We start from the raw sequence: 24,224 nt of genomic DNA on the forward strand, positions 1-24,224 counted from the left end.
ACCATGAAAAAATATATGAATAAAAGAGGTCCGGCTTTTTTACTGTCACTCTTTATAGTTTTAGGCGCTACCTTGTTTTCTGGCTGTAAAAAACAATTGGATAACGTAGTTTACGGGGATTTATCATCTACGGTTACCACCCCTCAGTTTGCCAATGCCACAGTCGTTGCAGCCTATACAGGTTTAGTCGGTGGAGATGCCTGGCAAGGCGGATGGGGGGCTGCTTATCCAGGTTGGAGAGTTCAGGCTATGGAAATGACAGATGAAGGGGTTTGTGCATGGGGGCCTACCTGGGGAAGATTAAATAATCTGGATATGGACCCTGACTTTGATTGGGTACAGACACCATACCTGGCATTAATGCCTTATTTATCCAGAATTACTATTGGAATTGATCAGGTACAGAAAATCAGCATGGATGAAAGTCTGAAGAAACAATATATTGCTGAAATGAAGGCGCTGAGAGCTAATTACGCACAGACCTTATATTTGATTTACGGCCCTTTAACTATAAAAACAGATCCGGCTATTGCAATTAACCCTGACGCTCCGGCTACAGCAAGACCTTCGAATGCAGACATGGTTAAACAGATTATAGCGGACTATACTGATGCTATTGATATATTACCAGTTAAATTTTCCGGGAACGATTATGGAAGATTTACAAAAGGGGCTGCTTTAACAGGGCTGATGAAATTGTATATGCAGGAAAAAAGATGGGGTGAGGCGGTAACAACTGGCGAAAAAATAAAAGCTTTAGGTTATAGCCTGACCCCAAACTACGAAGATGTTTTTAGCATGAAAGCAAAAAATGGGGCAAACGCTGAAATTATCGCAGCAGTAGTCTGCAGTTCAAAACCTAATAACTATACAAAAATATGTGGCTTGCACATGTCTTGCCTGGTGATTATATAGACCCATCCGGTACTGCATTAATGGCATGGGGAGGCTATAAAATGCCATGGAAAACTTATGATAAGTTTGATCAGAATGATAAAAGATTAAAAGTATTATTAAGTAAGTATCCGATAGGCAAAGATGCGCAGGGGAATATCATTTATAAAGATGCGAGGGCAGCTGGTGATCTTGGTGCTATACCGATGAAATATAATCCTGATGGATGGAAAGAAAATAGTCAGAACGGGACTACCGATTATCCGGTTTACCGTTACGCAGATGTTTTGTTAATGCTGGCAGAAGCAAGAAATGAAGTTAGTGGCGGGCCAGTTCCGGCAGCTTATGAGGAGATAAATGCAGTCAGGACAAGAGCAGGATTACCAAATTTACCTCAAGGACTTAGTAAAGACGATTTCTTGAAAAAAATTCAGAATGAAAGACTGTTTGAACTTTGGTCAGAAGGCACAAGAAGAGATGATTTGATCCGTTGGGGGCTATTTATTAAAAGAGCTCAGGATGATGGATCTGCTTTTGCTACGCCCAATAAAGTCCTGTATCCTTTGCCAAGGTCAGTAGTCAATCAGAGTAACGGTGTAATTGTACAAAACCAAGGTTATAACTAATATTTTTCAGGGAGGATTATTTATCTTCCCTGATTTTTAATCCTCATTATATATGAAGTTTTTTACGGCTTTTTCTTTATACATGCTGCTTACACTTACGGCATTTTCCAAATCCGTACCTTTTCAGTTAAAGACCGTTGCTACCAGAAGCTGGATACGGTTATGCTGGAATGATAATTCAAATGTTAAAGAATATAAAATTTACTGGTCAGCTAAGAATATCAAACCCAAAAATGCTAATATTACTCTTCACGGTTATCAAACCCGATATTATATACAAGGCGTAAAACCAGAGACCAATTATTATGTTTGGTTAACTGCAATCAATAAAACGGCCGCTACCAAAATCATATCCGTAACTGCTTTTCAAAAGTGTTCACCTCTAAAAAGTGGAAACTAGATCAGGATGAGGTCAATCACCTTTCAATACCTTCTTCAGTAGCCGTCCCCGAAGGAATGAAGTTATTCTGGCATGATGAATTTAATGATGCCGTGCTGAATAAAAATAAGTGGTTTACCCAATACTATTCGAATCTGGATTACGTAGAAAAATACAATTGGACAGCCTTTAAAGCAGATACGCTGCCGGAACCTGGATTAATATTTAATGGTAATACCTTACATCTTGTCACCAATGATTCTATTCCTGTAAAACCTTACTGGACATCGGGGCGAAAAATATCGTCCATACAAACTTATGATTGGAACAGTAATGAAAATCTGCTGGACAACAAACGCGGTGGTTATTTCGAAGTCAGAGTTAAAAGAAAAGCATCAAAGAATGCTGAACTTGTGAATACAGCCTATTGGTTTGATTCACCGGGCCCGAAACCAAAATACTACATTGAAGATGGCTATCTGGCAAAAGATGTTACTGGTATTAGACCACATGGTCAGGTATTTGAAATAGATGTGTTTGAAAACCTGAATTCCGAAGTTGTTTTACATGGTAATGTAGATTCTACAGGTAAGTTTTTGCATAACATAGGGCAGCATGATGTTAAAGACGTCGTTTTTTTTGATCAATGGGTAACACATGGACTATTATGGACACCAGCCGGGTTAAAATTCTATGTAAATGGAGAACTAAAAAAGGAGTGGAGCGATCCCGCTGATATCAAGTCTCCTGATCATTTCATGAATCTGCTGTTAGGTACTTATGGTAAAAATGGAGAGGTAGATATGGAAGTAGATTATGTGAGGGGTTATCAGTGGCCCGTAGAAAAAGGTAATGAACTTGCCAATTCATCATTTGAATTTAAGCAATTGTTTCCGTGGACTGGTACAGCACAGTTAACCAGCTCAGCAAGAAGAACCGGTAATCAAGGGTTATCAATTACTCCCGGACAAGTTATTGTACAATATTTGTATTTGGAACCACAAACACCTTATAAATTAATGTACTGGAGCAAAGGCAAAGGAAGTCTTCAAATGAATATAGACAACCTTGTCCCTGTAAGTGGAAAGGTCGAAAAGGGAGTTCAGGAAATAAATAAGGCGGGACAAAGTTTCACCGGACACACCATAGATTTTTTAACCACTACGGGTAAGCCTGGTCAGATGAAAACTGTTCGTGTCAGGTTCATCAACAATAGCTCAGAAGAAGTAATTATAGACGATATCAAATTACACAAGAAATGAAAAAAAGTATCATTATCCTTTTCCTGATTTATCAGGCGTTACAGGTAAAGGCAGACGGTTTTAATGGCGTAAAAGAGCTGGTTGATAGAAGAATTGGATGGTTAGCACCGCATATAGAATTTAAGGAGCTTAAAAAAGAGGCCGGAGCTGAAGATATTTTTACGCTTCAAACTCAAAATAACACTTTACATGTAGGTGCTACGTCGCCCAGCGCTGCGGCAATGGCAGTAAACTGGTATTTGAAATATTACTGTCATCAATCTTTATCACTGCAAAGCAGTAATATTAAACCCTTAAAAACAATCCCGGTAATTCTAAAAGAGATCAGACAGCAAACCCCCTTTAAATACAGGTATAGTTTGAATTACTGTACAATTAGTTATACGATGTCTTTTTATAAATCTGGTCAATGGGATTATTTACTGGATTGGCTCGCTTTGAATGGAGTAAATATGGCCCTTACTCCAGTTGGGAATGAAAAAGTATGGGACTTAACTTTAAAGGATTTTGATTTCAATAAACAAGATCGCGAAACTTTCATTGCCGGCCCTGCTTTTTCGGCCTGGTGGTTAATGGGTAATTTAGAAGGTTGGGGAGGTCCTATGAGTGAAGGGATGATGAATCAGCAGGCAGACCTGCAAAAAGGTATTCTCAATAGAATGAAAGAACTGGGGATCCAGCCTGTGATGCAGGGTTTTTATGGTATGGTTCCTAATAGTTTAAAACAGAAATATCCGAATGCGAAGATTATTGATCAGGGACGATGGGCGGGAGACTTTAAACGTCCAGCGATATTATCACCTTTAGACCCACTGTTTGAAAAAATGGCAGCTAGTTTTTACAAAAACATGAAAACACTATATGGAACTGATTTTCTCTTTTTTGGGGGCGATCCTTTCCATGAGGGTGGGATTTCAAAAGGTGTAGCGCTAGACTCCGCAGGCTTGAACATCTATACGATGATGAATAAATCATTCCCTGAATCCGCCTGGGTTTTGCAGGGATGGGGAGGGAATCCGAGTGATCACATTATCTCTAAAATACCTGCAGATAAAGTGCTGATCCTGGATTTAATGGGGGAAAGTAATGAAAATTGGGTCAAGAGAAATGGATATAACGGGCATCAGTGGATTTTAGGGTCTGTTAACAATTTTGGGGAGAACTCTGGCCTTTATGGTAAACTGGAAAGGCTGGCAAATCAGCCCTTTGATGTATTAAAGAGTCCTTATGGTCAAAAAGTCTTTCTGGAATTGGGGAAATTCCTGAAGGTTATTATAATAATCCTGTTTTGTATGATTTGATTTACGATGCGGCATGGCAAAAGCAACCCTTTAATGTTAGTAGCTGGTTAAATAGCTATGCTGATTTCAGATATGGGAAAGCTGACGCTAATATTAAAGCAGCATGGCAGGGATTTTTGAAAACTATTTACAATAGCAATAAAAGTGATTTTCAGGGTGCACCAGAAAGTGTATTTTGTGCAAGACCTTCTTTAAATGCTGAACATGCAAGAACATGGGGTGGCTTAAAACGAAACTACGATACTAAAGCTTTTGAACAAGCAGTACGGCAATTTTCTAAATCGGCCGCTGTGTACCGGCAAAATGAGAATTATCAATATGATCTTGTTGATTTGGTCAGACAGGTATTAAGTAATAAAGGGCAGGATCTATATCAGCAAATGGTTCAATCCTATCAGGCAGCTGATCAAAAAGAATTTAAAAAAAGATGTTACTCAATTTCTGGACCTGATTAGGCTACAGGATGAGCTGCTCCAGACACATCCTTCTTTCCGTCTGGATACATGGGTTAGAAGTGCTGCTGATTTTGGGCAGACACCTGCGGATAAAACACAAGCAGTCTGGAATGCTAAAACACAGATTTCCTATTGGGGGCCGGATAACGCGAAAACAGACCTGCATGAATATGCCAATAAAGAGTGGGGTGGGTTAATGGGAACTTTATATCTAAACCGCTGGGAAGTTTATACTGCTTATTTAAGCAGAAAATTAAAGGGTGAAAACCCTGCTGAACCAGATTTCTTTGAGATGGAAAAGAAATGGGCAAATGCTGCTGAAGTCCCTGAAAAACCAATAACGAAAAATGCGGTGACAATGGCTTTAAGTATCCTTGAAATGAAACGCTGACGAAATAAGAGATCAATTTAATGTCAATTATCAAAGTTTCGTTAAAAAACGTTAAATTAACTCAAACATGGCAGTAGATTTGTAGTACACCTAATCTTAAAATTGCTTATTTTTGTTATACTTTAAATTTAAGGTCATGAAAAGGAATCTAATCGTTATCTCAAGCCTGTTGTTCGGTGCGCTACACGCTGGAACAGCAAGTGCACAGCAATCTGGCCTGGCTCCGGATCAGAACCCAAGGTATAAAGAAAGCCAGGAGAAATATTTTAGAGTTGCAGACTCTCTGATTAGTCAGCATGGAACCACTGTACAGAATACATATAAAGCGTATGACTGGTATGAAGCGAAACTAGAACGCCGCCGTCAAAGACGGGAGTGGAGACATGAAGAAAGAATGAATGGCTATTATGGTGATTTTTATCCTTCGCTGAGCCTTGGTGTTGGTTATAATCCTTTTGGCGGCTATAACTACGGAAACTATTATGGCGGCCGCTACGGTGGACGCAGCAATTTTTGGTTTGGCTGGTAACAATTCCTGAAAATACGATCTAACAATTATAAAAAAACAGAATAACACAGATGAAATTCATAAATTATTATTTACGGTTTACTGCGCTTGCCGCTTCAGGAATGATGATTGCATCATGCTCATCCAGACAAGTAACACGTGTGAGTACAGATCAAACAATAGATGTCAGCGGTTCATGGAATAACAGTGATTCCAGAATGGCAGCAGATGAACTGACTAAGAACATTTTGAATGCAGGCTGGATAGGTACTTACCAGGAAGAGCATCAGGGTAAAAAACCAGTAGTGATTGTTGGATTTGTTCAGAATAAAAGTCATGAGCATATTGAAGCTGAAACTTTCGTGAAAGACATAGAAAGTGCTTTTGTTCAAACACAAAGAGTACGTTTAGTACAAGGGGGTAAAAAACGTGAAGAATTACGTGCAGAAAAAGCTGATCAGCAGACTAACTCTTCTACTTCAACTATCAAAAAATTCGGTTTGGAAAATGGAGCTGATTTTATCCTTCAGGGATCTATAAACTCTATCGTTGATGCACACAAACGTCAGAAAGTAGTTTATTACCCAGATCAATCTTGAACTGACTAATATCCAGACCAACGAAATCGTTTGGATCGGTGAAAAGAAAATAGCCAAGTACGTTAAAAACTAATCCCGTAATTTCCCATTGCCCTGAAGATCATATTCTTGATGTTCAGGGTAGTTTATAACTCATATGACAACCATTCGTACGTATATTCTTCGGGCATCAGTTGTAGGATTGATGCTTTTTTTATTTGGTTGCGCAAGTTATAACGACCGTATTACTCCTTACTATAAGAATATTTCTACAGGAAATTACAAGGAGGCACAAATTGAACTCGATAAAAACAGCCTGATCCAGAAACCGAGAAATAAACTGCTTTTCCTGATGGAAAAGGGAAGGATCAGTCATTTGCTTGGAGAATACGAAAATAGTAACAGGTATTTTAATGAGGCCGATCAGATGCTGGAAATAGGTTTGACGGGTACATTGGACGCGACTGTTGGCGTATTGGTTAACCCGATGACACAGCGTTATAAAGGAGAAGATTTTTTGAGAAATTTATGATCCATTATTACAAGGCGCTTAATTACCTTTATCTTCATGATACAGAAGAGGCTGTAGTAGAAGCCAGACGTATCACTTTGCAAGCACAGGAACAGGGAGATAAATTCAATAATAAGGATAAACGTTATGCTCAGGATGCCTTCTCTTTAACCTTGCAGGGCATGATTTATGAGAGTAATAATGATGTGAACAATGCCTTTATCTCTTATCGGAATGCAGTAGAAATTTATCAGAAAAGTCCGGATAAGACTTATTATGGTACACAAATGCCTTTAGGCCTTCAAAAGGATGTAATCAGAACTGCTTATTTAAATGGCTTTACTTCTGAAGCGGTGCAGTTTGAAATTGCATTTGGTATCAAATACAAACCTGAAAAAACTCCGGAAGGTGGTGAACTGATTTTCTTTTGGGAGAATGGTTTAGCACCGGTAAAAAAACAAGAAGATTTATTTTTCACCTTAACCAGAGGTGTTGGTGGAAACCTGTTTTTTAGTAATGTAGCTGGTGGTTTACTGATCCCATTTAATTATAGTGGTGATCGTGATAAATTGAACATCAATGCGGTTGAGAGTTTAAGAGCAGCCTTTCCTAAATATGTTGCACAACCTTCCTACTATTCCAGCGCTGTAATTAATAGCACGCAGGGCGATGTTACATTAGAGAAAACGGAAGATATTAACGAACTTGCTTTTAGAACGTTACAGCAGCGTACATTAAAGGAGATGAGTAAAGTGCTTTCCAGATTGGCAGTGAAGAAAATTGCAGAGTATGCTTTACGTGAAAGTGCCAAAAGAGATAATCAGAAAAATAATACTTTACTTGAAGGTCTTGGATATGGTATGCAACTTTATAGTCTGCTGTCAGAGAAGGCAGATACACGTAACTGGCAATCCTTACCAAGTAGTATTTCCTATGCGCGTATTCCATTGAAGATGGGGGAGAATGAAGTTACTATAACGCTTAAGAATGCTCAGGAACAGAATGAGATGAAACCAAAACTATTAAAGTGAATGGGAGTGGGAAGATTCAGTTTTATAATTACTCAACACTGCGCTAAAGATGATGAATTTAACAGCTATAGATCTTAAAACGAAAGCGTCCAAATGGACGCTCGTCGTTTTATTGTTTATAAGTCTGTTTACTATTTCCGGCGGATTGGGGCACAGCCCGATAACTGATCAGAAAACCACCACAAGTAAACTAGCGGGTAAAACGGATGCTGTTCGCCGCACCCAGATCTTCTACAAAAGTTTTATTCAGAAAATAAGGGCTGTAAACTTTCTGCATATCTTTCTATCCTGTTCAAATAACTTATTGCTTTTAATAAAAAGCATGCTCGTACAAATACAGTTTAGCCTCAGTTTAATGAGGATGCTGGTTATTCTTCCAATCGGGTATTTATTCGTTAGAACTACCCTTAATTATAACAGGAGAAGGTTAAACTCTCTGCTGGCTCCGATATATATTAAACAATAGCGTTTTTAATATAATCCCTATATAATTATACTTATTTCTTCACGAAAGCCGGAGCTGAAAATGCTATGGCTTATGATCATTTTATATGCAACGCATCAAGAAAGTATTGCGCCTGATCAGTATGATATTACTGATCGGATTAGCATGTTTTGGACTTGGTATTAGTGGCCCTCCACCTGTCCCGGCACGGAGAGAAAAATACCCGTCAGAGAATGTAGAAACTAAAGAAGAGAAAGACGAAGATTTGAAGCCTTAAAGATTTGAATTGCACTTCATCTGCTTATTGCTCTGTTTCGGTTGTAACAATAAACGATTCGGGCATCTAAACTTAAATGGCTCTCTGCATTTTCTTAATTTTAATTTATTATGCCAGTTTTATATCAAATAGATGTTCCAAACGAGTCAGAATTCTCTCAGATGGGTGAATTATGGGAAGCGTCAGTCAGAGCCACTCACCATTTCTTAAATGAACAGGATATCGCTTTTTTTAAGTCATTATTACTAAAACGAATATTTTAAACTGGTTGAACTGTTTTGTATCAGAGATCAGGAAGGTCTGATTATGGGTTTTATGGGGATAGAAAGTGATAAGCTGGAAATGCTGTTTATACATCCTGCGGCTATGGGAAAGGGGATAGGGAAAAACCTTCTGGAACATGCGATACAAGCTTTTAAAGTGAGCAAAGTTGATGTTAATGAAGATAACCGGCAGGCTGTAGGATTTTATGAGAAGATGGGTTTCAAAACCATCAGTCGTTCTGCACTGGACGGTATGGGGAAACCTTTTCCAATACTCCATATTACAATTTAAGTAACAATGAGCCCGGTTTGATTTCGGGCTCATTGTCGTTTAGTCTATGAATAGCATTGTTACTTTATTCCTCCAAAAGCTGCGAAGCAGGAGTTTTTATGTAGAATTTCAGTCTCTTTAAAGCCTGCTTTTTTTAACAAATCCAGCTGGTAACTTATGGAGCGCGGTGTATCCTCATATTCGATATAATCAAATACTTTTTGTCCATATTCCGGGCCACCCAGCGTTTCAAGATATATTCTGTATTTGTCTTGAAAAAGTTTACTGATCAGTTTGGAATCATGCGTAATTAAGTCAGAAATCCAAATACTCCCACCAGGTTTCAGTGCTTTGTATACTTTGGTGAAAACAAGATTCCAGTCATCATCAGTACGTAAGTGATGGAATGTAGCAGCGGCCAGTACAATGTCAAAATGATTATCAGGTAAATCAAGGTTACGCATATCATCTTGTATGATTGTTATCTTGCCATTGGTTTTTGCAGATACTCTTTCTTTTGCTCTGATTAGCATTGGCATACTTAAATCATTCAGGGTACAATTCAATCCGGGAATTTTACTTAGCATTTTCAATGAATAATTACCGGCACCACAACCTATATCAAGTAATTCTGTTGCATTGGGGGTAATGTATTTTGCAGCCTCAGTGCATAATTCCATGGTAAGTGGAGCATCTATTGTTGTTTGTTGCCCGGTCAAGATTTGAAAAGCGTTTCTACATCATTATCGAATCTTGTCTTGATCTCTTCATTAGTGGCTTTTTGTGGGGATTCAGTATTCATGTTTTCATATTTATTTTGTCAAAACTAATTGCTTTTATCATATTTGAAAAATACCATTTTTATCAATTTATGATACTTAATAGCTATTATACTTATGGAGCTTAGACATCTTTTATATTTTAAAACTGTTGCAGAAGAATTGCATTTTACAAGGGCTGCGGCAAAACTTTTTATTTCTCAGCCCCCGTTAAGCCGCCAGATTAAAGAATTGGAAGAGGAATTAAATGTGCAATTATTTGCACGCAATAATAAACGTGTTGCATTGACGGATGCAGGGAAATATTTCAAAACTGAAGTGGATGCGATTCTCTCCAGATTAGAAGAAAGTAAAAGTATAGCCCGTCAAATTCACTTAAGTGTCAGTGGAGAATTAAAGATAGGTTATATAAGTTCAGTATATCAATCTTACCTGGCGGAGATTTTAAAATTGATGCGGAAAGAATTTCCTTACGTAAAAACCGGTTTATTTGAAATGCCAACTATAACTCAAATAGAAGCATTAGAGCAGGGGAAATTAGATGTAGGTATTTTAAGGGCACCTGTCCTTTCTGAAAAACTAGTTGTTGAGACCTTGTTTTTTGATCCCTTCGTTGTTGTTATTCCTCTTTCAGAGCAAAAATTCAAGACAAGTGAGGAATTGGCTGATTTATTAAAGAAGAGTCCATTTATCTTTTTTAATAAGGAATTTGCACCCCATTATAACAATAAACTGATTGAAATTTGCAAACGTATGCAGTTTACACCTGATATTACGCATGAGGCTAATAATGTACACTCCATATTACAGTTAGTGGAAGCAGGTCTTGGTGTATCTATATTGCCTTTATCACTTAAAAAACAGTACGATTATTTAAAAATTTCATTTATTGAATTAGATGATATTCCTGTAAATACTGAAGTCGTGGTAGCTTATAAACACGCCAATAGAAATCCAGCATTGAAATGGTTTGTTGATAATTATAGTAATACAAGTAACTAATTAATTTCAGCTTCATGGTTTTTGTTCATAAAAATGCCTCCAAATAGTGTCTGACTTTTTGGAGGCATAGTCGTATAGATTGAAGTGCTTTTCTCTATTAAAAGATACTAGTTCGTTTTACCAGGATATTGTTTCAAGGCTAACGTTAAGCAATCCATTGCTTTGTTTAAATCATCAGTGTTTAATACATAAGCCATTCTCACTTCATCTTTACCAGAGCCAGGGCTTGAGTAAAAACCAGTTGCAGGAGCCATCATTACGGTTTCTCCATTATTGTCAAAACTTTCCAGCATCCATTGGCAAAATACATCTGCATCGTCAATTGGGAATTTTGCAACCACATAGAAAGCGCCGCCCGGATTAGGGCAGAAAACACCATCAATAGCATTTAACCTTGATACTAAAGTATCTCTGCGCAAAGTATATTCTTTGTTTTACTTCTTCAAAATAACTATCAGGAGTATCGACAGCAGCAGTTCCAGCAATTTGTTCAACCATTCCAGGACTTAATCTTGCTTGTGCAAACTTTAATCCGGACTTGATCACTTCTTTGTTTTTAGTGATTAAACAACCTAAACGAGCTCCACAAGCACTGTATCTTTTAGAAACAGTATCCATGATAACCACATTTTCTTCTAAACCATCAAAGTGCATTGGAGAAATGAACGCTCTGCCATCATAGCAGAATTCACGATATGCCTCATCAGAGAATAAGAATAAGTCATATTTCAGACATAAGTCTTTCAACGCCTGTAACTCTTCTCTTGAGTAAAGGTATCCCGTAGGGTTATTTGGGTTACAGATAATGATAGCTTTTGTTTTATCAGTGATCAGTTTCTCAAACTCTGCAATCGCTGGTAAAGCAAAACCATTCTCAATATGAGATAAAATTGGTTTTACAACTACATTACTCATGCAGGCAAATCCATTGTAGTTAGCATAAAAAGGTTCAGGAATGATAATTTCATCACCTTCATTTACACAAGTTTGCATAGCAATTGTAATTGCTTCTGACCCACCTACAGTGACTAATATATCTTCAGGAGTGATATTGTACCCCAATTTATTATAATATTCAGTAAGTTTTGTTCTGTAGCTTAATGTTCCTTCAGATGGGGTATAAGCCCAAACATTGAAATCAATATTTTTAATTGCATTTAACATGCCCTCTGGAGTGGCAATGTCCGGCTGGCCGATATTTAAATGATAAACTTTTTTACCGTCCTTTTTTGCTTTGTCTGCAAATGGAGTTAGTTTTCTTATAGGCGATGCGGGCATTTGTACCCCTTTTTCTGAAATATGTGGCATGGGTCAAAAATAAAAAAAAACCTCGTTGATTTAACGAGGTTTAGTTGATAATAATATTTTTTTTGCAGATTATTTACCTGATACAGTTTCTCCTTTAATGTATAACACTTTAGTAGGTGTTTTAGCATTAGAATTGATTGTGATGCTTTTGCTGAAAGGCAATGGTGAACCTGCAGGAGTGTAAGTAACTTTAATTAAGCCAGACTCTCCTTTTTTAATAGGTGTTTGTGTATAGGTAGGTACAGTACATCCGCAAGTTGTTTCAACTTTTGTTAAAATCAATGGCTCATCACCAACGTTTGTAAACTTGAATTCTACTGAAACAGGTGCAGTCAATGGAATTTTTCCAAAGTCATACGTCTCTTTTTCGAATTTAAATTCAGCTGGTTTGCTCTGTGCAAATGAAGTAACTGTAACACCTAAGACAAAGGTTAATAGTATAATTAGCTTTTTCATATTTCAATCTTTTGAACAAATTTAATCTTTTCATTAACATTTCAAAGTCAAAAGCTAATATATATATTACACAGTGTTAAGGGACGGAAATTAGAAAATACGTATATTTGCCCAATAAACTTTTGTGCTTATGATGCTAAATAACAAACTTACGACGAACCCCATCGATGCCTCAGAATTAAGTTTTGACGACTTCAAAACTATAGTAATCGATGATTACAGGATTGCTTTCGAGAGCAGACAGGCTAGTTTACTAGGCCGTAAAGAGGTTTTAACAGGTAAGGCTAAGTTTGGCATTTTTGGTGACGGGAAGGAACTTCCTCAGATTGCAATGGCTAAAGCTTTTAAAAATGGCGACTGGCGTTCGGGTTATTATCGTGATCAGACCTTCGCTTTTGCTACAGGAATATGTACCATTAAAGAATTTTTTGCCCAGTTATATGCAAATCCAAGTGTAGAAGCAGATCCTGCTTCTGCGGGCCGTCAGATGAATTGCCATTTTTCCACACGTTCACTAAACGAGGACGGTTCATGGAAAAATTTAACAGAGATGAAGAATTCTTCTTCTGATATCGCACCAACCGGCGGCCAGATGGCACGTTTGGTAGGTTTAGCCTATGCTTCTAAATTATACAGACAAAATCCTGAATTAAATTATCTGAAAAACTTCTCCGTTAACGGAAACGAAGTTGGTTTTGGCACAATCGGAAACGCTTCAACTTCTGAAGGTGTGTTTTTTGAGGCTATCAATGCAGCAGGTGTTTTACAGATTCCTATGGCAATGTCTGTTTGGGATGATGCTTACGGAATTTCTGTTCCGGCTAAATATCAGACTACTAAAGAAGATATTTCAGAGATATTAAAAGGTTTCCAGCGAGATGAGAATAATCCTGGTTACGAAATATATAAAGTAAGAGGCTGGGATTATCCTGCCCTTTGTGAAACTTATCAGCAGGCCATTCAGATCTGCCGTGACGAACATGTACCTGTATTAATCCATGTGACTGAGGTTACACAGCCACAGGGACACTCTACTTCGGGTTCACATGAGCGTTATAAAGACAAAGCAAGACTGGAGTGGGAGAAGGAATTTGACTGTATCCGCCAGATGCGTATCTGGATGCTTGAATCTGCTATTGTTACTGAAGAAGAGCTTGCTGTATTAGAAGATACTGCTGCTAAAAAACTTGTTCGTGAAGCACAAAAAGAAGCATGGAATGAATTCCTTGGAGATATTAAAATAGAAAAAGACGAGGTGATCAGTTTGATCAATAACCTTTCTGATACGAATCAGGCTTTATCAAAAATTGCTGGTACGCTTGCCGGAACACCGGATGCACAGCGTAAAGAGGTAGTTTCTTCTGCAAGAAAAGCGCTTCGTATAACTTTGAATAAACCTTCTGATGCAAGAACCCAGTTATTAAACTGGTATGCAAGAGAGAAAGCAAACAATGAAGAACGTTATAATTCCAAACTGTTTACAGATGGAAACGAAAGCCCTTCTTTGGTCAACATCATACCGGCATCTTACCAGGATAACAGTAAAATGGTAGATGGCCGTGAATTGCTGAATGCTTGTTTCGACGCTAACTTTGCACGTGACCAGCGTTTAGTCGCATTTGGTGAAGACTTAGGAAGCATCGGTGATGTAAACCAGGGATTTGCAGGCTTACAGGCTAAATATGGTGAACTAAGAATTACTGATACAGGTATCAGGGAGATGACCATTGCAGGACAGGGGATAGGATTGGCTTTGCGTGGTTTAAGACCAATTGCAGAGATTCAATATCTCGATTACCTGTTATATGCATTGAATGTTCTAAGTGATGATCTGGCAAGTTTGTCATACCGTACCAAAGGCGGACAAAAAGCACCAGTGATTATCAGAACACGCGGACACCGTTTAGAAGGAGTTTGGCATTCAGGCTCACCAATCGGTATGATCTTAGGCTCATTACGCGGATTACACCTTTGTGTGCCACGTAATATGACTCAGGCTGCAGGAATGTACAATACGTTGTTCAGAGCTGATGAACCTGCTTTAATGATCGAGTGCCTGAATGGATACCGCTTAAAAGAGATGTTGCCTGATAATGTAGGGGAATATACAGTGCCTTTAGGAAAAGCTGAAATCATCAGAGAGGGATCAGATATTACCGTTGTTTCTTATATGGTTCAACACTAAGAATTGTAGAAGAAGCGGCAGAAGAACTGGCAGCTTACGGAATCTCAGTAGAGATTATTGATCCGCAAACTTTACTTCCGTTTGATACGGATCATTTATGCGTGTCTTCTTTACAGAAAACAAATAAATTATTAGTGGTAGATGAGGATGTTCCGGGTGGTGGAACAGCCTATATCCTGCAACAGATTTTAGAAGTTCAGGGTGGATATTACCATTTAGATGCACAGCCACAAACTTTATCTGCGAAAGCCCATCGTCCTCCTTATGGATCTGACGGAGATTATTTCACTAAACCATCTGTAGATGATGTAATAGAAATGATTTATCAGATGATGAATGTACATAACGAAGCAAAATATCCTGCGATTTTCTAGTTAGCGGATTGTATTTTAAAGACAAAGCCTGGTTCTCTTGAAGAACCAGGCTTTGTCTTTTTCAGGGTGAAATCAGGCCTTAAGGTTGTACTGCCTTTAAAACATTGATTGGTCCATAACCCAGTTTTGAATCTTTGTTAGGGTATAGCTTTGCGGATTCTACCATTCTCTGTAATACCTGTTTGCTATTCCAGCTTGGGTGAGCAGACCATACCAATGCCGCAATACCTGCATTAATTGCTGTCGCTGCAGAAGAAGATCCTGAGAAACCATATTTACCGGGTGTTTCATTATAAACCGGTACAGCGTTATTCACACCTGGCGAAGTAGCTGTAGTACTTGTAAAATAAACTTTATCTCCTTCATGACACTCTTTACAGCTTACCAGTTTTCCGGTTTCGTTGTAATCTGTACCAGTAACAGCTACTGTTTCACTCATTGAAGCTGGAAATATAACACCAACACTTTTAGGGATATCAATAACGATGAAGCCCAGATCAATTGGTTTGATAGAAGTTCCGGCAGCAGCGAAAATCAGTTTGCCTTTACCTTTAGCATATTTTACCGCATCTGCCAAAACAGATATGTCGAAAATCCAGCCATTTGACATGGATATAATCTTTACCTGATCATTATCTGCTAATTTAGTCAGGGCACTAGCAACACCTTGTTGTTGTTTTGAACTCCATAAAGCCACAAAATCTGTTCCTCTATAGCTGATCAGATTACAGCTATAAGCAATCCCTACAGGAAGTTTCGCTTTTTTCGGTGCAGAAATTAGAGTAGCCATACCTGTACCATGACCGATAGTCATATCATCTGAGGTTGCATAAACACCATCGTTTGAACCCGATGAATTGCCCTTGAACGTACCAAATAGTGAAATACTTCTTCCCGAACCAAATTCAGTTGAGGTAAATGCTGTTTGTGACTGATAAATACCATTGTCAATTAAGCCGATAGTAATCCCTTTACCCGTACTTACTTTCCAGGCTTCAGGAATCTTCTGATCACCATAACTTTTAGGAATTAATGGTTCTCCGCTGCCCTGAATGAACCAGCCTGGAAGTTCAGCAGGGTCGCCACCACCAGAGCTCAGACTTTCTGTTTTAGCAGTTGTACTCTTTATTAAGTTCCTATTATATTCAGCTGGTTCTGCATAACGGATTGCTTTTGATTTACGCAGATCCTGGAGTGTGCTTAATTTGCCTATTTTGATCACCATATTAGTTAGTACGGGACTTTCATATTGCAGTACATCCTTATAAGACTCAGTAGTAACAGCATTGGATTTAATTCCTTCATCGTTTCTTACCTGCTGTAAGATTTCCGTTTTGATACCATCAATATTTACACCAGCTCTTCTGGCTTCTGATAAACTGATATTGGTTAATTGTGGTTCGGAATTAATACTTTCGGTATTGGTGTTGCTATTGGTCTGCGGATTTCCATAGCCTACAGAAACTAAACTATCTCCATGCATGATCGCGCTGAATAATAGCTCATCACTTTGTTCCTGCCAGTTAAACCTGCCATTTTTTTTTTGCAGACTGGATTGAATTACTGCATTAATCTCCTGCACGGTATACAGTTTGTCTTTTTGGTGAGCAGGATCCTGATTGTTGTTAGAGAGGTTATCCTTGCGACAGGATGCCAGAGCGACTAATAATGTGGCGCATAGGATCGCCATTTTGCTTGTTTTGGTTTTCATAGTTTTTGTTTTATAGATTAGATGGTACTTAATAGATAACTGTAAAATAGAAATAAATATTCATTTAATTTAAATTAAGGTAGTTAAAGTGAAAGATTTAACATAAAAAAAACGCCCTGTTATTTTTTAGATAACAGGGCGTTTGAATTAGAGTAGATTTATTAACTTATAACCTGGTCGATTTATTTCTGAGTAACTGATCAGCAAGTACTAAAGCTGCCATCGCTTCAACAATAACTACTGCTCTTGGCACCACACATGGATCATGTCTTCCTTTTCCTTTAATCTCTGCTGCTTCACCTGCTGCATTTACGGTTTGCTGATTATGCATAATGGTCGCTACCGGTTTAAAAGCTACAGTAAAGTTAATTTCCATACCATTAGAAATTCCTCCTTGTATACCACCAGAGAAAATTGGTCAGTGTTTTTGGCCCTTTGTCTCCATCAGTCAGGAAGATATCATTATGTGCTGATCCCCTCATCTCACTTCCTGAAAATCCTGAGCCATATTCAAAGCCATGTACCGCGTTGATGCTTAACATGGCTTTGCCTAAATCAGCATGCAGTTTATCAAAAACTGGTTCCCCTAATCCCGGTGGGCAGTTATGAATGATGCAACTGATTTTTCCACCTACTGTATCGCCGTCTTTTCTAACGCTGTCAATAAATTCAATCATTTCATTTGCTGTAGCCGGGTCTGCACAACGTACGATATTCTCTTCACGCTGAGCTAATAATTCAGCAATAGGTAATGCTTCCAGGTTAGGTGCATTAATTGTACCTACAGCAGATACATGGGCGAAAATGCCGATACCATAATGCGCAAGTAATAACTTGGCAATAGCACCTGCCGCTACCCGTGCAGCAGTTTCTCTGGCTGATGAACGCCCGCCTCCGCGGTGATCGCGCGGATACCATATTTAGCATCATAAGTATAATCTGCATGCGAAGGACGATAAACAGTTTTATTGTGCTCATAATCTTTAGAACGGTGATCTTCGTTCGGGATTAAAAGTGCAATCGGTGTACCAGTACTTTGTCCTTCAAAAATTCCTGATAAGATTTGTACCGTGTCACTTTCTTTGCGTTGCGTAGTGATTTTTGATTGTCCCGGACGACGTTTATCTAATTCCGACTGGATAAATTCCAGATCAATGGGCAGTCCGGCAGGACAGCCATCTACGATAACACCAATAGCCTCACCATGTGATTCTCCAAAAGTTGAGATCCTGAATAAATGTCCGAAGGTATTCCCTGCCATATTTTTAATTTAAATGGTGTATGTTATAATTCCTGAACTGTGAAACCTGCTTTTTGCAAATGTTTCCAGAAATCAGGATATGACTTCTCAACAACCTGAAAATCTTCAATTTCTACTTCTTTGATCAGTAAACTTAACGGCGCAAATGCCATAGCCAGCCATCCTGTGGTCATCATAAGTTTCAAAACATACCTTTTCAGGGAAGTTTAATCCTTCACAATTTAAAGTATATACCTCGTTTTCTTCATTTAAAATAACGCCAATTTTAGCCAGTTCATTCTGTAAAGCCAGAATTCTGTTGGTTTCTTTGATTTTAAGCGTTTCCAGACCAGTGAAAGCAAGGTTCAGCCCTTTCGCTGCTGCGCAAACAATAATAGTTTGGGCGAGATCAGGACAGTCTTTTAAGTTTAGGATTTCTTTAGGTTGTGGTTCATTTTTACTGGCTAATAAAGCTATGCCATCAGCTGTCCTTTGTGTATTTACACCAAGGGCAACCATGATTTCCTGGATTTTGCTATCACCCTGCAGGCTTTCTTCTTTCAGGTTAGGCAGTTCAATAGCTGCCTGATCTGCCAGCGCAGCAATGCTGTACCAGTAAGAAGCAGCGCTCCAGTCAGGTTCTACTGTCAAAGTAGCTTCCTGATATTGTTGTGGGCCTATATAGATATTATCACCTTTCCAGCTATGTGAAACTCCTGCCGAAGCTAATAAAGCCAGCGTCATTTCTACATAAGGTCTTGAAGTTAATCCGCCTTCGATATTCAGCGAAAGACCAGCAAGCAGTTTTGGTGCAACAATCAGCAAGGCCGATAAATACTGACTGCTTACATTTCCTTTGATGGAAACTTCGGCACGTACATTATTTAAACCTCCATTGATCAACAAGGGAGGAAAACCTTCGTTTTTTGCGTACGAAATATCCGCACCCAGACTTTTTAAAGCATCTACTAAGATTCCGATAGGGCGTTCCTGCATCCTGGATGAACCAGTAAGCAAAAACTGCTGAGGAATAGTAGACAGATAAGCTGTCAGAAAGCGCATTGCAGTACCGGCATGGCCTACATCTACAGTCTTTCTTTCTTCTTTGTTAGCATTGTTTAAATCGGCAAGAATTCTGTTTAATGTTACTGTATCAGCAGCGTCAGACAGGTTATTCACCTTCACCAACCCTTTACTTATTGCAGCAATAATCAAAGCCCTGTTGCTCTCACTTTTAGAACCCGTCAGGTTAATAGTTGCATGGATATCCTTTTGTCCCTTAAAGGAAACAACTGCATTCTTTCTCATTAGTATTTATGTTTTTGAATTCAGGATTTACGGGAGAATTTCTTAGAAAATCTCCCGTAAATACTAATGATTAAGATTTTACAGCTGCTGAAGCTTCAACGATTTCCTCTTCAGTTTTACCTTCGTTCATAATCTCAGTTTGTTTTCTGATTGATTCACCGTGAACCAGTTCTAAGAATTTCTCTGTGAAACCAAGATCTAATTTAAGTGCTTTTGCAAAAGCAGTTCCTTTTTTAAGGATCTCATCCCAACGGTTAACCTGCAGGATGGTTACTTTACTATCTCTTTTGTACTGACCGATTTTCTCAACGATAGCCATACGCTCACTTAATTTCTGAAGCATAACATCATCGATTTTATCAATTTGTTTACGTAATAATTCAGCTAATTTATCAGCAAAGGCTTCGTTGTTAGATTCTGGATCACGTAAGCTTAATTTAGCAATCAACTCTTCTAAAGCAGCAGGAGTAACCTGTTGTTTAGCGTCAGTCCATGCTACAGAAGGGTCAATATGTGACTCAATCATTAATCCCTGCATGTCAAGATCAAGCGCTTTTTGTGCGATGTAAGGGATCAGTTCACGGTTTCCACAGATATGTGAAGGGTCGTTAATGATTGGTAATTCAGGGCAAAGTGTTTTTAACTGGATAGCCAGTTCCCACATTGGTTCGTTACGGAAAGAGCTTTTTTCGTATGAAGAGAAACCACGGTGAATTGCACCTAATTTAGTGATACCTGCATTGTTGATACGCTCTAAAGCACCAATCCATAAAGAAATATCTGGATTTACAGGGTTTTTAACCAATACAGGGATGTCAACACCTTTTAAAGCGTCAGCAATTTCCTGTACTGTGAACGGGTTAGCTGTTGATCTTGCACCGATCCATAAAAAAATGTCTACGCCAGCTGCTAATGCTTCTTCAACATGTTTAGCGTTAGCTACTTCTACTGCTGTTGGTAATCCGGTTTCGGCTTTAGCTTTTTTCAACCATTCTAAACCAATACTTCCGATTCCTTCGAATTCTCCCGGACGGGTACGTGGTTTCCAGATTCCTGCTCTTAACACAGATACTTTACCTGTTGCAGCTAATAAATGTGCTGTAGATAATAATTGATCTTCAGTTTCTGCGCTACATGGTCCAGAGATGATTAGTGGCTCGTTTTTCACGTTGATCCAGCTCGATAATGGCTGAATGTTTAAGTTTAATTTCATGATGAGGGGGATTTTAATGTGGGTATGTGTTAAATATTTTATATAGTTATTTTTGTTGTAATCTAGGCGATGTCATTTTTTAGATATTCGCCCATTATGTTAAAGTTTACTGTGTATTTCAGTGCTTTACGGATTGCGATGTCATACTTTTCATTTTCTGTCCATTCCATATCTACATAGAAATAATACTCACTTCTTTTGCCTAAAACTGGCATAGACTGGATCTTGCTTAAATTCACATTCTGTTCTGCGAAGATGTTCAGTACTTTAGATAGTGCGCCTACATGGTTGCCGACCTGGAAACAGATGGAAGCTTTGTTGATATCGGTCAAATCTTCAGTTTTATCGTTTTTAAGAATCAAAAAGCGGGTGTAATTCTTTTTGTTGGATTCAATTCTTCTCTCTATTATATTTAAGCCATAAAGCTCGGCAGCTAATGTATTTGCAATGGCAACTGTATCAGTTAATTGTTCGTCTCTGATCTTTTTTGCACAAGCAGCTGTATCAACACTTTCCACTACTTTAAGATGAGGAAACTCGTCAAAGAAATCAATGCACTGACGGATGGCAATAGGGTGAGAAGTAACAAATTTTACATCTTCCAGTTTTACACCCGGCAGGGCCATTAAGTGCAATTGTATAGGTAAATAAACTTCTCCTGTAACTGCAAAATTGTATTCTCTGATCAGCGTGTAGTTTGGTAAAAGACTACCGGCAATAGAGTTTTCAATAGCCATCACTACGTAGTCAACCTCCCGTGCTTCAAGCACTTCACATGTTTGTTTAAAGGAATTGCATTCGACAGTTTTAATGTCAGTACCAAAGAATTTGAAAGCAGCTTCTTCATGAAAGGAGGCTTTGATACCTTGTATTGCGACTCTTGTTACTTTTTTCATCTTATTAATCTTCTGCGTTAATTTTTGCTTTAAAAAAAAAAAAAAGTCCCGGCAGGATGCCGGGACTTTTCATATACAATTTATGTTGTTTCTTTTGATTGCATATCAGTCCCGGCTCTTACTAAAGTAGTAGAAGTAGCTAAACCAATATGTAGTGATGTTTCTCATTTTTTTATGTGGTGGATGCTGAAAACAGAATCCTGTATTTTTATTATTTGTTTTTTCAAATGTAGCAACAAAATTTAATTTGTCAAATTTAATTTAAAAAATTATTTATTGTGGCTCAGGCATCTGGAATGGGCATGCGGAACAATAAGGCGGCGTGATTTTAGCCTGCTTTTTGATGTTGTTCGGCATCTTTTAATTCCTTTTGCATCACTTTAGCGATCTGTGTACTTCCATCATGGCTCCATCCCGGAGGATTAAACATATACCTGAGTTTATTTTTTAACCCTGGTGCGCGTTTCATATCGGCTGTCATGGCTTTAAATTCGTGAAATACAATATTTAAAGGCCCTGTGTCTTCTGGTTGATGAGTCAGGCCATATACAATCTCATCCTCAGGCAGTTCTTCCTGAAAAGTACCAAACATCCTGTCCCAGATAATGAGGACCATACCCATGTTTTTATCCAGATAGCGGATATTACTGGCATGGTGTACCCGGTGATGAGAAGGGGTAACCAGGAAATATTCTATGATCGGATGTAATTTTCCGACCGCTTGTGTATGTACCAGGTTTCCATATAATTGTGTAACCAGATAGGCAAACAATATATCTATAGCCGTGAAACCCATAAATGCCAGTGGCAGATAAAAGAATACACGATATAGCGGTTCAAACACAGTAGACCGGAATCCTGTAGTCAGGTTAAACAATGGAGATGAATGATGTGTGACATGCATCGCCCAGAAAAACCTGATATAATGACCTGAAGTATGGAGTATCCAGTACAACAGGTCTTGAGCAAATACCAGAACTATCCAGTAAACAAATATATTTTTGATTTCGAATAACCGGAACTGATAACAGTAATTCAGCAAAAAAAAAGTTGCTGTTTTTGTTGATATATTGATTAAAAAGGCTAACCCCATCAGGTATACGTTAGTCCACGTATCTTTTTTGGCATATAGCTTCCTGTCATGCATGTAGCTGATATACATTTCCACGATGGAGATGAGAATCAACAGGCCGAACAGGAGTGAAAGGGTTATATTTCTAGGATCATTTAGCATAAGTTAAATTGTAATATTCCAAACTCCCGACGATGTCGCTTTCTGAAACCCTACAGTTATAGGTGCATTTTCCAATGCTTTGCAATAATGAGAACAGTACATTACCATGTTCATTTTTCTTATCGCTCTGCATTAATACAGAAAGTTGGGCGAACGATTTCTCTTTAATTTTATAAGCAGGGTATACTTTGGAAATATACTGACGTATTTCTTCCAGTTCTTCTGCTGTAAGCGTACTGTTTTTATGAGAAAGATAAGCTTCACATATCATCCCTATGGCAATTGCTTCACCATGGGTCAGTGGTTTTTTATCTTTGCTCAATGAATAACTCTCTACAGCATGCCCGATCGTATGACCAAAGTTTAAGATCTTGCGTAAACCTTTTTCCTGCGGATCGGCGGTTACAACCTCATTTTTGATCTCTACTGAACGATGTATTGCAGCAGTTGTAATGTTTTTATAGTCCGCTGCCTTTAATTGCTGATAGTATTCCTGATCTACAATTAATCCGTGTTTAATCATTTCTGAAATCTGAAAGCAGTTCCCTTTGTGGTAAGGTTTTCAAAAATTCTGCTTCAATGAATACAGCTTGTGGTAAACTGAAAGTACCGACCATATTTTTTACATTATCGATGTCAATACCAGTTTTTCCACCTACAGAGGCATCAACCTGTGATAACAAAGTAGTTGGGATATTAATGAAATCCACCCCGCGTTTATACGTAGAGGCAACAAATCCACCCATATCCGTAATCACACCACCACCTAAATTAATCACCAGGCATTTGCGGTCTGCTCCAAAATCAAGTAAAGTTTTCCAGATGCCGATACAAAAATCAATGTTTTTGTTCTCTTCACCAGGATCAGTCTCGATCAGGTCAAATCCGCTGAAATCATCAAGCATCTCTCTGAATACAGGTAAACATAGTTCAGCCGTATTCCTGTCTGCGAAAACAAATACATTGCTGTATTTTCCGTTTTCGATGATTTCTGCTAATGGTGCTAACCTGGTATCAAAATATATATTGTGACCAGCACTTTCCAGTTTATTCATTATACTATTTTAATTTGGTTGCCCATAAAATCAACAACGTCACCGATGCGTACTTTCAGACGCTTCCGGTAATCTACATTGCCATTATATTTAACCAGACCGTCTTCTACTACTGTTTGCGCTTCACCACCACTTTGAACAAGTCCGGTAGCTTTTAACAAAGAAATAAGGGGAATAAATTCGCCTTCTAATTTAAATTCTATCATTGTACTGCAAATTTACAATTATTTATAAAGGGTTTAGCAAATGATAGTCCCGGAATTTATATTTT

26 protein-coding genes and 3 pseudogenes are annotated in these 24,224 nt (G+C 38.3%); 17 read left to right on the top strand and 12 right to left on the bottom strand.

The annotated features are described in order from the left end of the window. Positions 1–15 precede the first annotated feature (15 nt). The 15 genes from ACWYN3_RS37370 (at position 16) to ACWYN3_RS37440 (ending at position 9,213) form a co-directional block, all read left to right on the top strand. Positions 16–915: a RagB/SusD family nutrient uptake outer membrane protein gene (locus ACWYN3_RS37370; RefSeq protein ID WP_456218717.1), complete on the top strand. Its 900-nt coding sequence runs from the start codon at positions 16–18 to the stop codon at positions 913–915. Continuing rightward, positions 879–1,520, top strand: coding sequence for a RagB/SusD family nutrient uptake outer membrane protein (locus ACWYN3_RS37375; protein ID WP_456218718.1), 642 nt, complete (start codon positions 879–881; stop codon positions 1,518–1,520). Before ACWYN3_RS37370 ends, ACWYN3_RS37375 begins: the two co-directional genes overlap by 37 nt. A gap of 52 nt (positions 1,521–1,572) precedes the next feature. Then, positions 1,573–1,920: a fibronectin type III domain-containing protein gene (locus tag ACWYN3_RS37380; RefSeq protein ID WP_456218719.1), complete on the top strand. Its 348-nt coding sequence runs from the start codon at positions 1,573–1,575 to the stop codon at positions 1,918–1,920. Next, positions 1,893–3,161: a glycoside hydrolase family 16 protein gene (locus ACWYN3_RS37385; RefSeq protein WP_456218720.1), complete on the top strand. Its 1,269-nt coding sequence runs from the start codon at positions 1,893–1,895 to the stop codon at positions 3,159–3,161. The genes ACWYN3_RS37380 and ACWYN3_RS37385 overlap by 28 nt, the downstream gene beginning before the upstream one ends. Then, positions 3,158–4,462, top strand: coding sequence for an alpha-N-acetylglucosaminidase (locus tag ACWYN3_RS37390; RefSeq protein ID WP_456218721.1), 1,305 nt, complete (start codon positions 3,158–3,160; stop codon positions 4,460–4,462). Before ACWYN3_RS37385 ends, ACWYN3_RS37390 begins: the two co-directional genes overlap by 4 nt. Next, a complete protein-coding gene (locus tag ACWYN3_RS37395; protein ID WP_456218722.1) occupies positions 4,450–4,917 on the top strand; it encodes an alpha-N-acetylglucosaminidase C-terminal domain-containing protein in 468 nt (155 codons plus the stop codon). The genes ACWYN3_RS37390 and ACWYN3_RS37395 overlap by 13 nt, the downstream gene beginning before the upstream one ends. A gap of 13 nt (positions 4,918–4,930) precedes the next feature. Beyond that, on the top strand, positions 4,931–5,308 hold the full coding sequence (locus ACWYN3_RS37400; RefSeq protein WP_456223287.1) for an alpha-N-acetylglucosaminidase C-terminal domain-containing protein: 378 nt from the start codon (positions 4,931–4,933) through the stop codon (positions 5,306–5,308). A 136-nt stretch (positions 5,309–5,444) separates the two neighbouring features. Then, positions 5,445–5,837 (top strand): hypothetical protein, encoded by a 393-nt coding sequence (locus ACWYN3_RS37405; RefSeq protein ID WP_456218723.1) that lies wholly within the window; start codon positions 5,445–5,447, stop codon positions 5,835–5,837. A gap of 50 nt (positions 5,838–5,887) precedes the next feature. Next, complete coding sequence (locus ACWYN3_RS37410; RefSeq protein WP_456218724.1) at positions 5,888–6,415, top strand: penicillin-binding protein activator LpoB; 528 nt, start codon at positions 5,888–5,890, stop codon at positions 6,413–6,415. A 10-nt stretch (positions 6,416–6,425) separates the two neighbouring features. Beyond that, complete coding sequence (locus ACWYN3_RS37415) at positions 6,426–6,488, top strand: hypothetical protein (protein ID WP_456223288.1); 63 nt, start codon at positions 6,426–6,428, stop codon at positions 6,486–6,488. 111 nt (positions 6,489–6,599) lie between these two features. After that, complete coding sequence (locus ACWYN3_RS37420) at positions 6,600–6,926, top strand: hypothetical protein (RefSeq protein WP_456218725.1); 327 nt, start codon at positions 6,600–6,602, stop codon at positions 6,924–6,926. Then, the gene (locus ACWYN3_RS37425; RefSeq protein WP_456218726.1) at positions 6,923–7,936 is read left to right on the top strand and encodes a COG3014 family protein; all 1,014 of its coding nucleotides are present in this window, start codon (positions 6,923–6,925) and stop codon (positions 7,934–7,936) included. Before ACWYN3_RS37420 ends, ACWYN3_RS37425 begins: the two co-directional genes overlap by 4 nt. Before the next feature lie 49 nt (positions 7,937–7,985). Continuing rightward, positions 7,986–8,402, top strand: a complete 417-nt coding sequence (locus tag ACWYN3_RS37430) for a hypothetical protein (protein WP_456218727.1) — start codon at positions 7,986–7,988, stop codon at positions 8,400–8,402. An 85-nt stretch (positions 8,403–8,487) separates the two neighbouring features. Further along, entirely contained in the window at positions 8,488–8,658 is a 171-nt protein-coding gene (locus tag ACWYN3_RS37435) for a hypothetical protein (protein ID WP_456218728.1), read from the top strand. Between the two features lie 306 nt (positions 8,659–8,964). Then, positions 8,965–9,213, top strand: coding sequence for a GNAT family N-acetyltransferase (locus tag ACWYN3_RS37440; protein WP_456218729.1), 249 nt, complete (start codon positions 8,965–8,967; stop codon positions 9,211–9,213). Positions 9,214–9,272: 59 nt separating this feature from the next. On the opposite strand, the gene ACWYN3_RS37445 is transcribed toward ACWYN3_RS37440, so the two are convergent. Further along, complete coding sequence (locus ACWYN3_RS37445) at positions 9,273–9,872, bottom strand: class I SAM-dependent methyltransferase (RefSeq protein WP_456218730.1); 600 nt, start codon at positions 9,870–9,872, stop codon at positions 9,273–9,275. Positions 9,873–10,088: 216 nt separating this feature from the next. Here ACWYN3_RS37445 and ACWYN3_RS37450 point away from each other — a divergent pair, with 216 nt between their 5' ends. Continuing rightward, complete coding sequence (locus tag ACWYN3_RS37450; RefSeq protein ID WP_456218731.1) at positions 10,089–10,973, top strand: LysR family transcriptional regulator; 885 nt, start codon at positions 10,089–10,091, stop codon at positions 10,971–10,973. Positions 10,974–11,080: 107 nt separating this feature from the next. Here the strand turns inward: ACWYN3_RS37450 and ACWYN3_RS37455 are convergent. Both ACWYN3_RS37455 and ACWYN3_RS37460 read right to left on the bottom strand, forming a co-directional pair. Beyond that, positions 11,081–12,281: pseudogene (locus tag ACWYN3_RS37455) on the bottom strand (pyridoxal phosphate-dependent aminotransferase). Between the two features lie 69 nt (positions 12,282–12,350). Beyond that, on the bottom strand, positions 12,351–12,737 hold the full coding sequence (locus tag ACWYN3_RS37460; RefSeq protein WP_456218732.1) for a DUF1573 domain-containing protein: 387 nt from the start codon (positions 12,735–12,737) through the stop codon (positions 12,351–12,353). A 130-nt stretch (positions 12,738–12,867) separates the two neighbouring features. Here ACWYN3_RS37460 and ACWYN3_RS37465 point away from each other — a divergent pair. Continuing rightward, positions 12,868–15,296 (top strand): annotated as a pseudogene (locus tag ACWYN3_RS37465) (alpha-ketoacid dehydrogenase subunit alpha/beta). A gap of 79 nt (positions 15,297–15,375) precedes the next feature. Here ACWYN3_RS37465 and ACWYN3_RS37470 read toward each other — a convergent pair. The 9 genes and pseudogenes from ACWYN3_RS37470 to ACWYN3_RS37510 all read right to left on the bottom strand — a co-directional run bounded on the left by ACWYN3_RS37470 (position 15,376) and on the right by ACWYN3_RS37510 (position 24,159). Then, positions 15,376–17,007, bottom strand: a complete 1,632-nt coding sequence (locus ACWYN3_RS37470) for a S8/S53 family peptidase (protein WP_456218733.1) — start codon at positions 17,005–17,007, stop codon at positions 15,376–15,378. Between the two features lie 166 nt (positions 17,008–17,173). Next, positions 17,174–18,268: pseudogene (gene aroC, locus ACWYN3_RS37475) on the bottom strand (chorismate synthase). Positions 18,269–18,373: 105 nt separating this feature from the next. Next, the gene (locus ACWYN3_RS37480; RefSeq protein WP_456218734.1) at positions 18,374–19,555 is read right to left on the bottom strand and encodes a 3-phosphoshikimate 1-carboxyvinyltransferase; all 1,182 of its coding nucleotides are present in this window, start codon (positions 19,553–19,555) and stop codon (positions 18,374–18,376) included. Positions 19,556–19,625: 70 nt separating this feature from the next. Beyond that, positions 19,626–20,768: a chorismate mutase gene (locus ACWYN3_RS37485; protein WP_456218735.1), complete on the bottom strand. Its 1,143-nt coding sequence runs from the start codon at positions 20,766–20,768 to the stop codon at positions 19,626–19,628. A 62-nt stretch (positions 20,769–20,830) separates the two neighbouring features. Then, positions 20,831–21,664, bottom strand: a complete 834-nt coding sequence (locus tag ACWYN3_RS37490) for a prephenate dehydratase (RefSeq protein ID WP_456218736.1) — start codon at positions 21,662–21,664, stop codon at positions 20,831–20,833. Positions 21,665–21,992: 328 nt separating this feature from the next. Then, the gene (locus ACWYN3_RS37495; RefSeq protein ID WP_456218737.1) at positions 21,993–22,898 is read right to left on the bottom strand and encodes a sterol desaturase family protein; all 906 of its coding nucleotides are present in this window, start codon (positions 22,896–22,898) and stop codon (positions 21,993–21,995) included. Next, entirely contained in the window at positions 22,888–23,421 is a 534-nt protein-coding gene (locus ACWYN3_RS37500) for a 3-dehydroquinate synthase family protein (RefSeq protein ID WP_456218738.1), read from the bottom strand. The genes ACWYN3_RS37495 and ACWYN3_RS37500 overlap by 11 nt, the downstream gene beginning before the upstream one ends. Continuing rightward, positions 23,414–23,953, bottom strand: coding sequence for a 3-dehydroquinate synthase (locus ACWYN3_RS37505; RefSeq protein ID WP_456218739.1), 540 nt, complete (start codon positions 23,951–23,953; stop codon positions 23,414–23,416). Before ACWYN3_RS37505 ends, ACWYN3_RS37500 begins: the two co-directional genes overlap by 8 nt. Next, complete coding sequence (locus ACWYN3_RS37510; protein ID WP_068402357.1) at positions 23,953–24,159, bottom strand: RNA-binding S4 domain-containing protein; 207 nt, start codon at positions 24,157–24,159, stop codon at positions 23,953–23,955. Before ACWYN3_RS37510 ends, ACWYN3_RS37505 begins: the two co-directional genes overlap by 1 nt. Between the last annotated feature and the right edge of the window lie 65 nt (positions 24,160–24,224).

This window comes from Pedobacter sp. NJ-S-72 (genome assembly GCF_053890575.1).

Bases quoted from the DNA above. Each gene is read 5' to 3' on its own strand.
- ACWYN3_RS37370 (WP_456218717.1), top strand. From the start codon at position 16: ATGAATAAAAGAGGTCCGGCTTTTTTACTGTCACTCTTTATAGTTTTA.
- ACWYN3_RS37375 (WP_456218718.1), top strand. From the start codon at position 879: ATGTGGCTTGCACATGTCTTGCCTGGTGATTATATAGACCCATCCGGT.
- ACWYN3_RS37380 (WP_456218719.1), top strand. From the start codon at position 1,573: ATGAAGTTTTTTACGGCTTTTTCTTTATACATGCTGCTTACACTTACG.
- ACWYN3_RS37390 (WP_456218721.1), top strand. From the start codon at position 3,158: ATGAAAAAAAGTATCATTATCCTTTTCCTGATTTATCAGGCGTTACAG.
- ACWYN3_RS37405 (WP_456218723.1), top strand. From the start codon at position 5,445: ATGAAAAGGAATCTAATCGTTATCTCAAGCCTGTTGTTCGGTGCGCTA.
- ACWYN3_RS37410 (WP_456218724.1), top strand. From the start codon at position 5,888: ATGAAATTCATAAATTATTATTTACGGTTTACTGCGCTTGCCGCTTCA.
- ACWYN3_RS37420 (WP_456218725.1), top strand. From the start codon at position 6,600: ATGCTTTTTTTATTTGGTTGCGCAAGTTATAACGACCGTATTACTCCT.
- ACWYN3_RS37425 (WP_456218726.1), top strand. From the start codon at position 6,923: ATGATCCATTATTACAAGGCGCTTAATTACCTTTATCTTCATGATACA.
- ACWYN3_RS37430 (WP_456218727.1), top strand. From the start codon at position 7,986: ATGATGAATTTAACAGCTATAGATCTTAAAACGAAAGCGTCCAAATGG.
- ACWYN3_RS37435 (WP_456218728.1), top strand. From the start codon at position 8,488: ATGCAACGCATCAAGAAAGTATTGCGCCTGATCAGTATGATATTACTG.
- ACWYN3_RS37440 (WP_456218729.1), top strand. From the start codon at position 8,965: ATGGGTTTTATGGGGATAGAAAGTGATAAGCTGGAAATGCTGTTTATA.
- ACWYN3_RS37445 (WP_456218730.1), bottom strand. From the start codon at position 9,872: ATGGAATTATGCACTGAGGCTGCAAAATACATTACCCCCAATGCAACA.
- ACWYN3_RS37450 (WP_456218731.1), top strand. From the start codon at position 10,089: ATGGAGCTTAGACATCTTTTATATTTTAAAACTGTTGCAGAAGAATTG.
- ACWYN3_RS37460 (WP_456218732.1), bottom strand. From the start codon at position 12,737: ATGAAAAAGCTAATTATACTATTAACCTTTGTCTTAGGTGTTACAGTT.
- ACWYN3_RS37470 (WP_456218733.1), bottom strand. From the start codon at position 17,007: ATGAAAACCAAAACAAGCAAAATGGCGATCCTATGCGCCACATTATTA.
- ACWYN3_RS37480 (WP_456218734.1), bottom strand. From the start codon at position 19,555: ATGAGAAAGAATGCAGTTGTTTCCTTTAAGGGACAAAAGGATATCCAT.
- ACWYN3_RS37485 (WP_456218735.1), bottom strand. From the start codon at position 20,768: ATGAAATTAAACTTAAACATTCAGCCATTATCGAGCTGGATCAACGTG.
- ACWYN3_RS37490 (WP_456218736.1), bottom strand. From the start codon at position 21,664: ATGAAAAAAGTAACAAGAGTCGCAATACAAGGTATCAAAGCCTCCTTT.
- ACWYN3_RS37495 (WP_456218737.1), bottom strand. From the start codon at position 22,898: ATGCTAAATGATCCTAGAAATATAACCCTTTCACTCCTGTTCGGCCTG.
- ACWYN3_RS37500 (WP_456218738.1), bottom strand. From the start codon at position 23,421: ATGATTAAACACGGATTAATTGTAGATCAGGAATACTATCAGCAATTA.
- ACWYN3_RS37505 (WP_456218739.1), bottom strand. From the start codon at position 23,953: ATGAATAAACTGGAAAGTGCTGGTCACAATATATATTTTGATACCAGG.
- ACWYN3_RS37510 (WP_068402357.1), bottom strand. From the start codon at position 24,159: ATGATAGAATTTAAATTAGAAGGCGAATTTATTCCCCTTATTTCTTTG.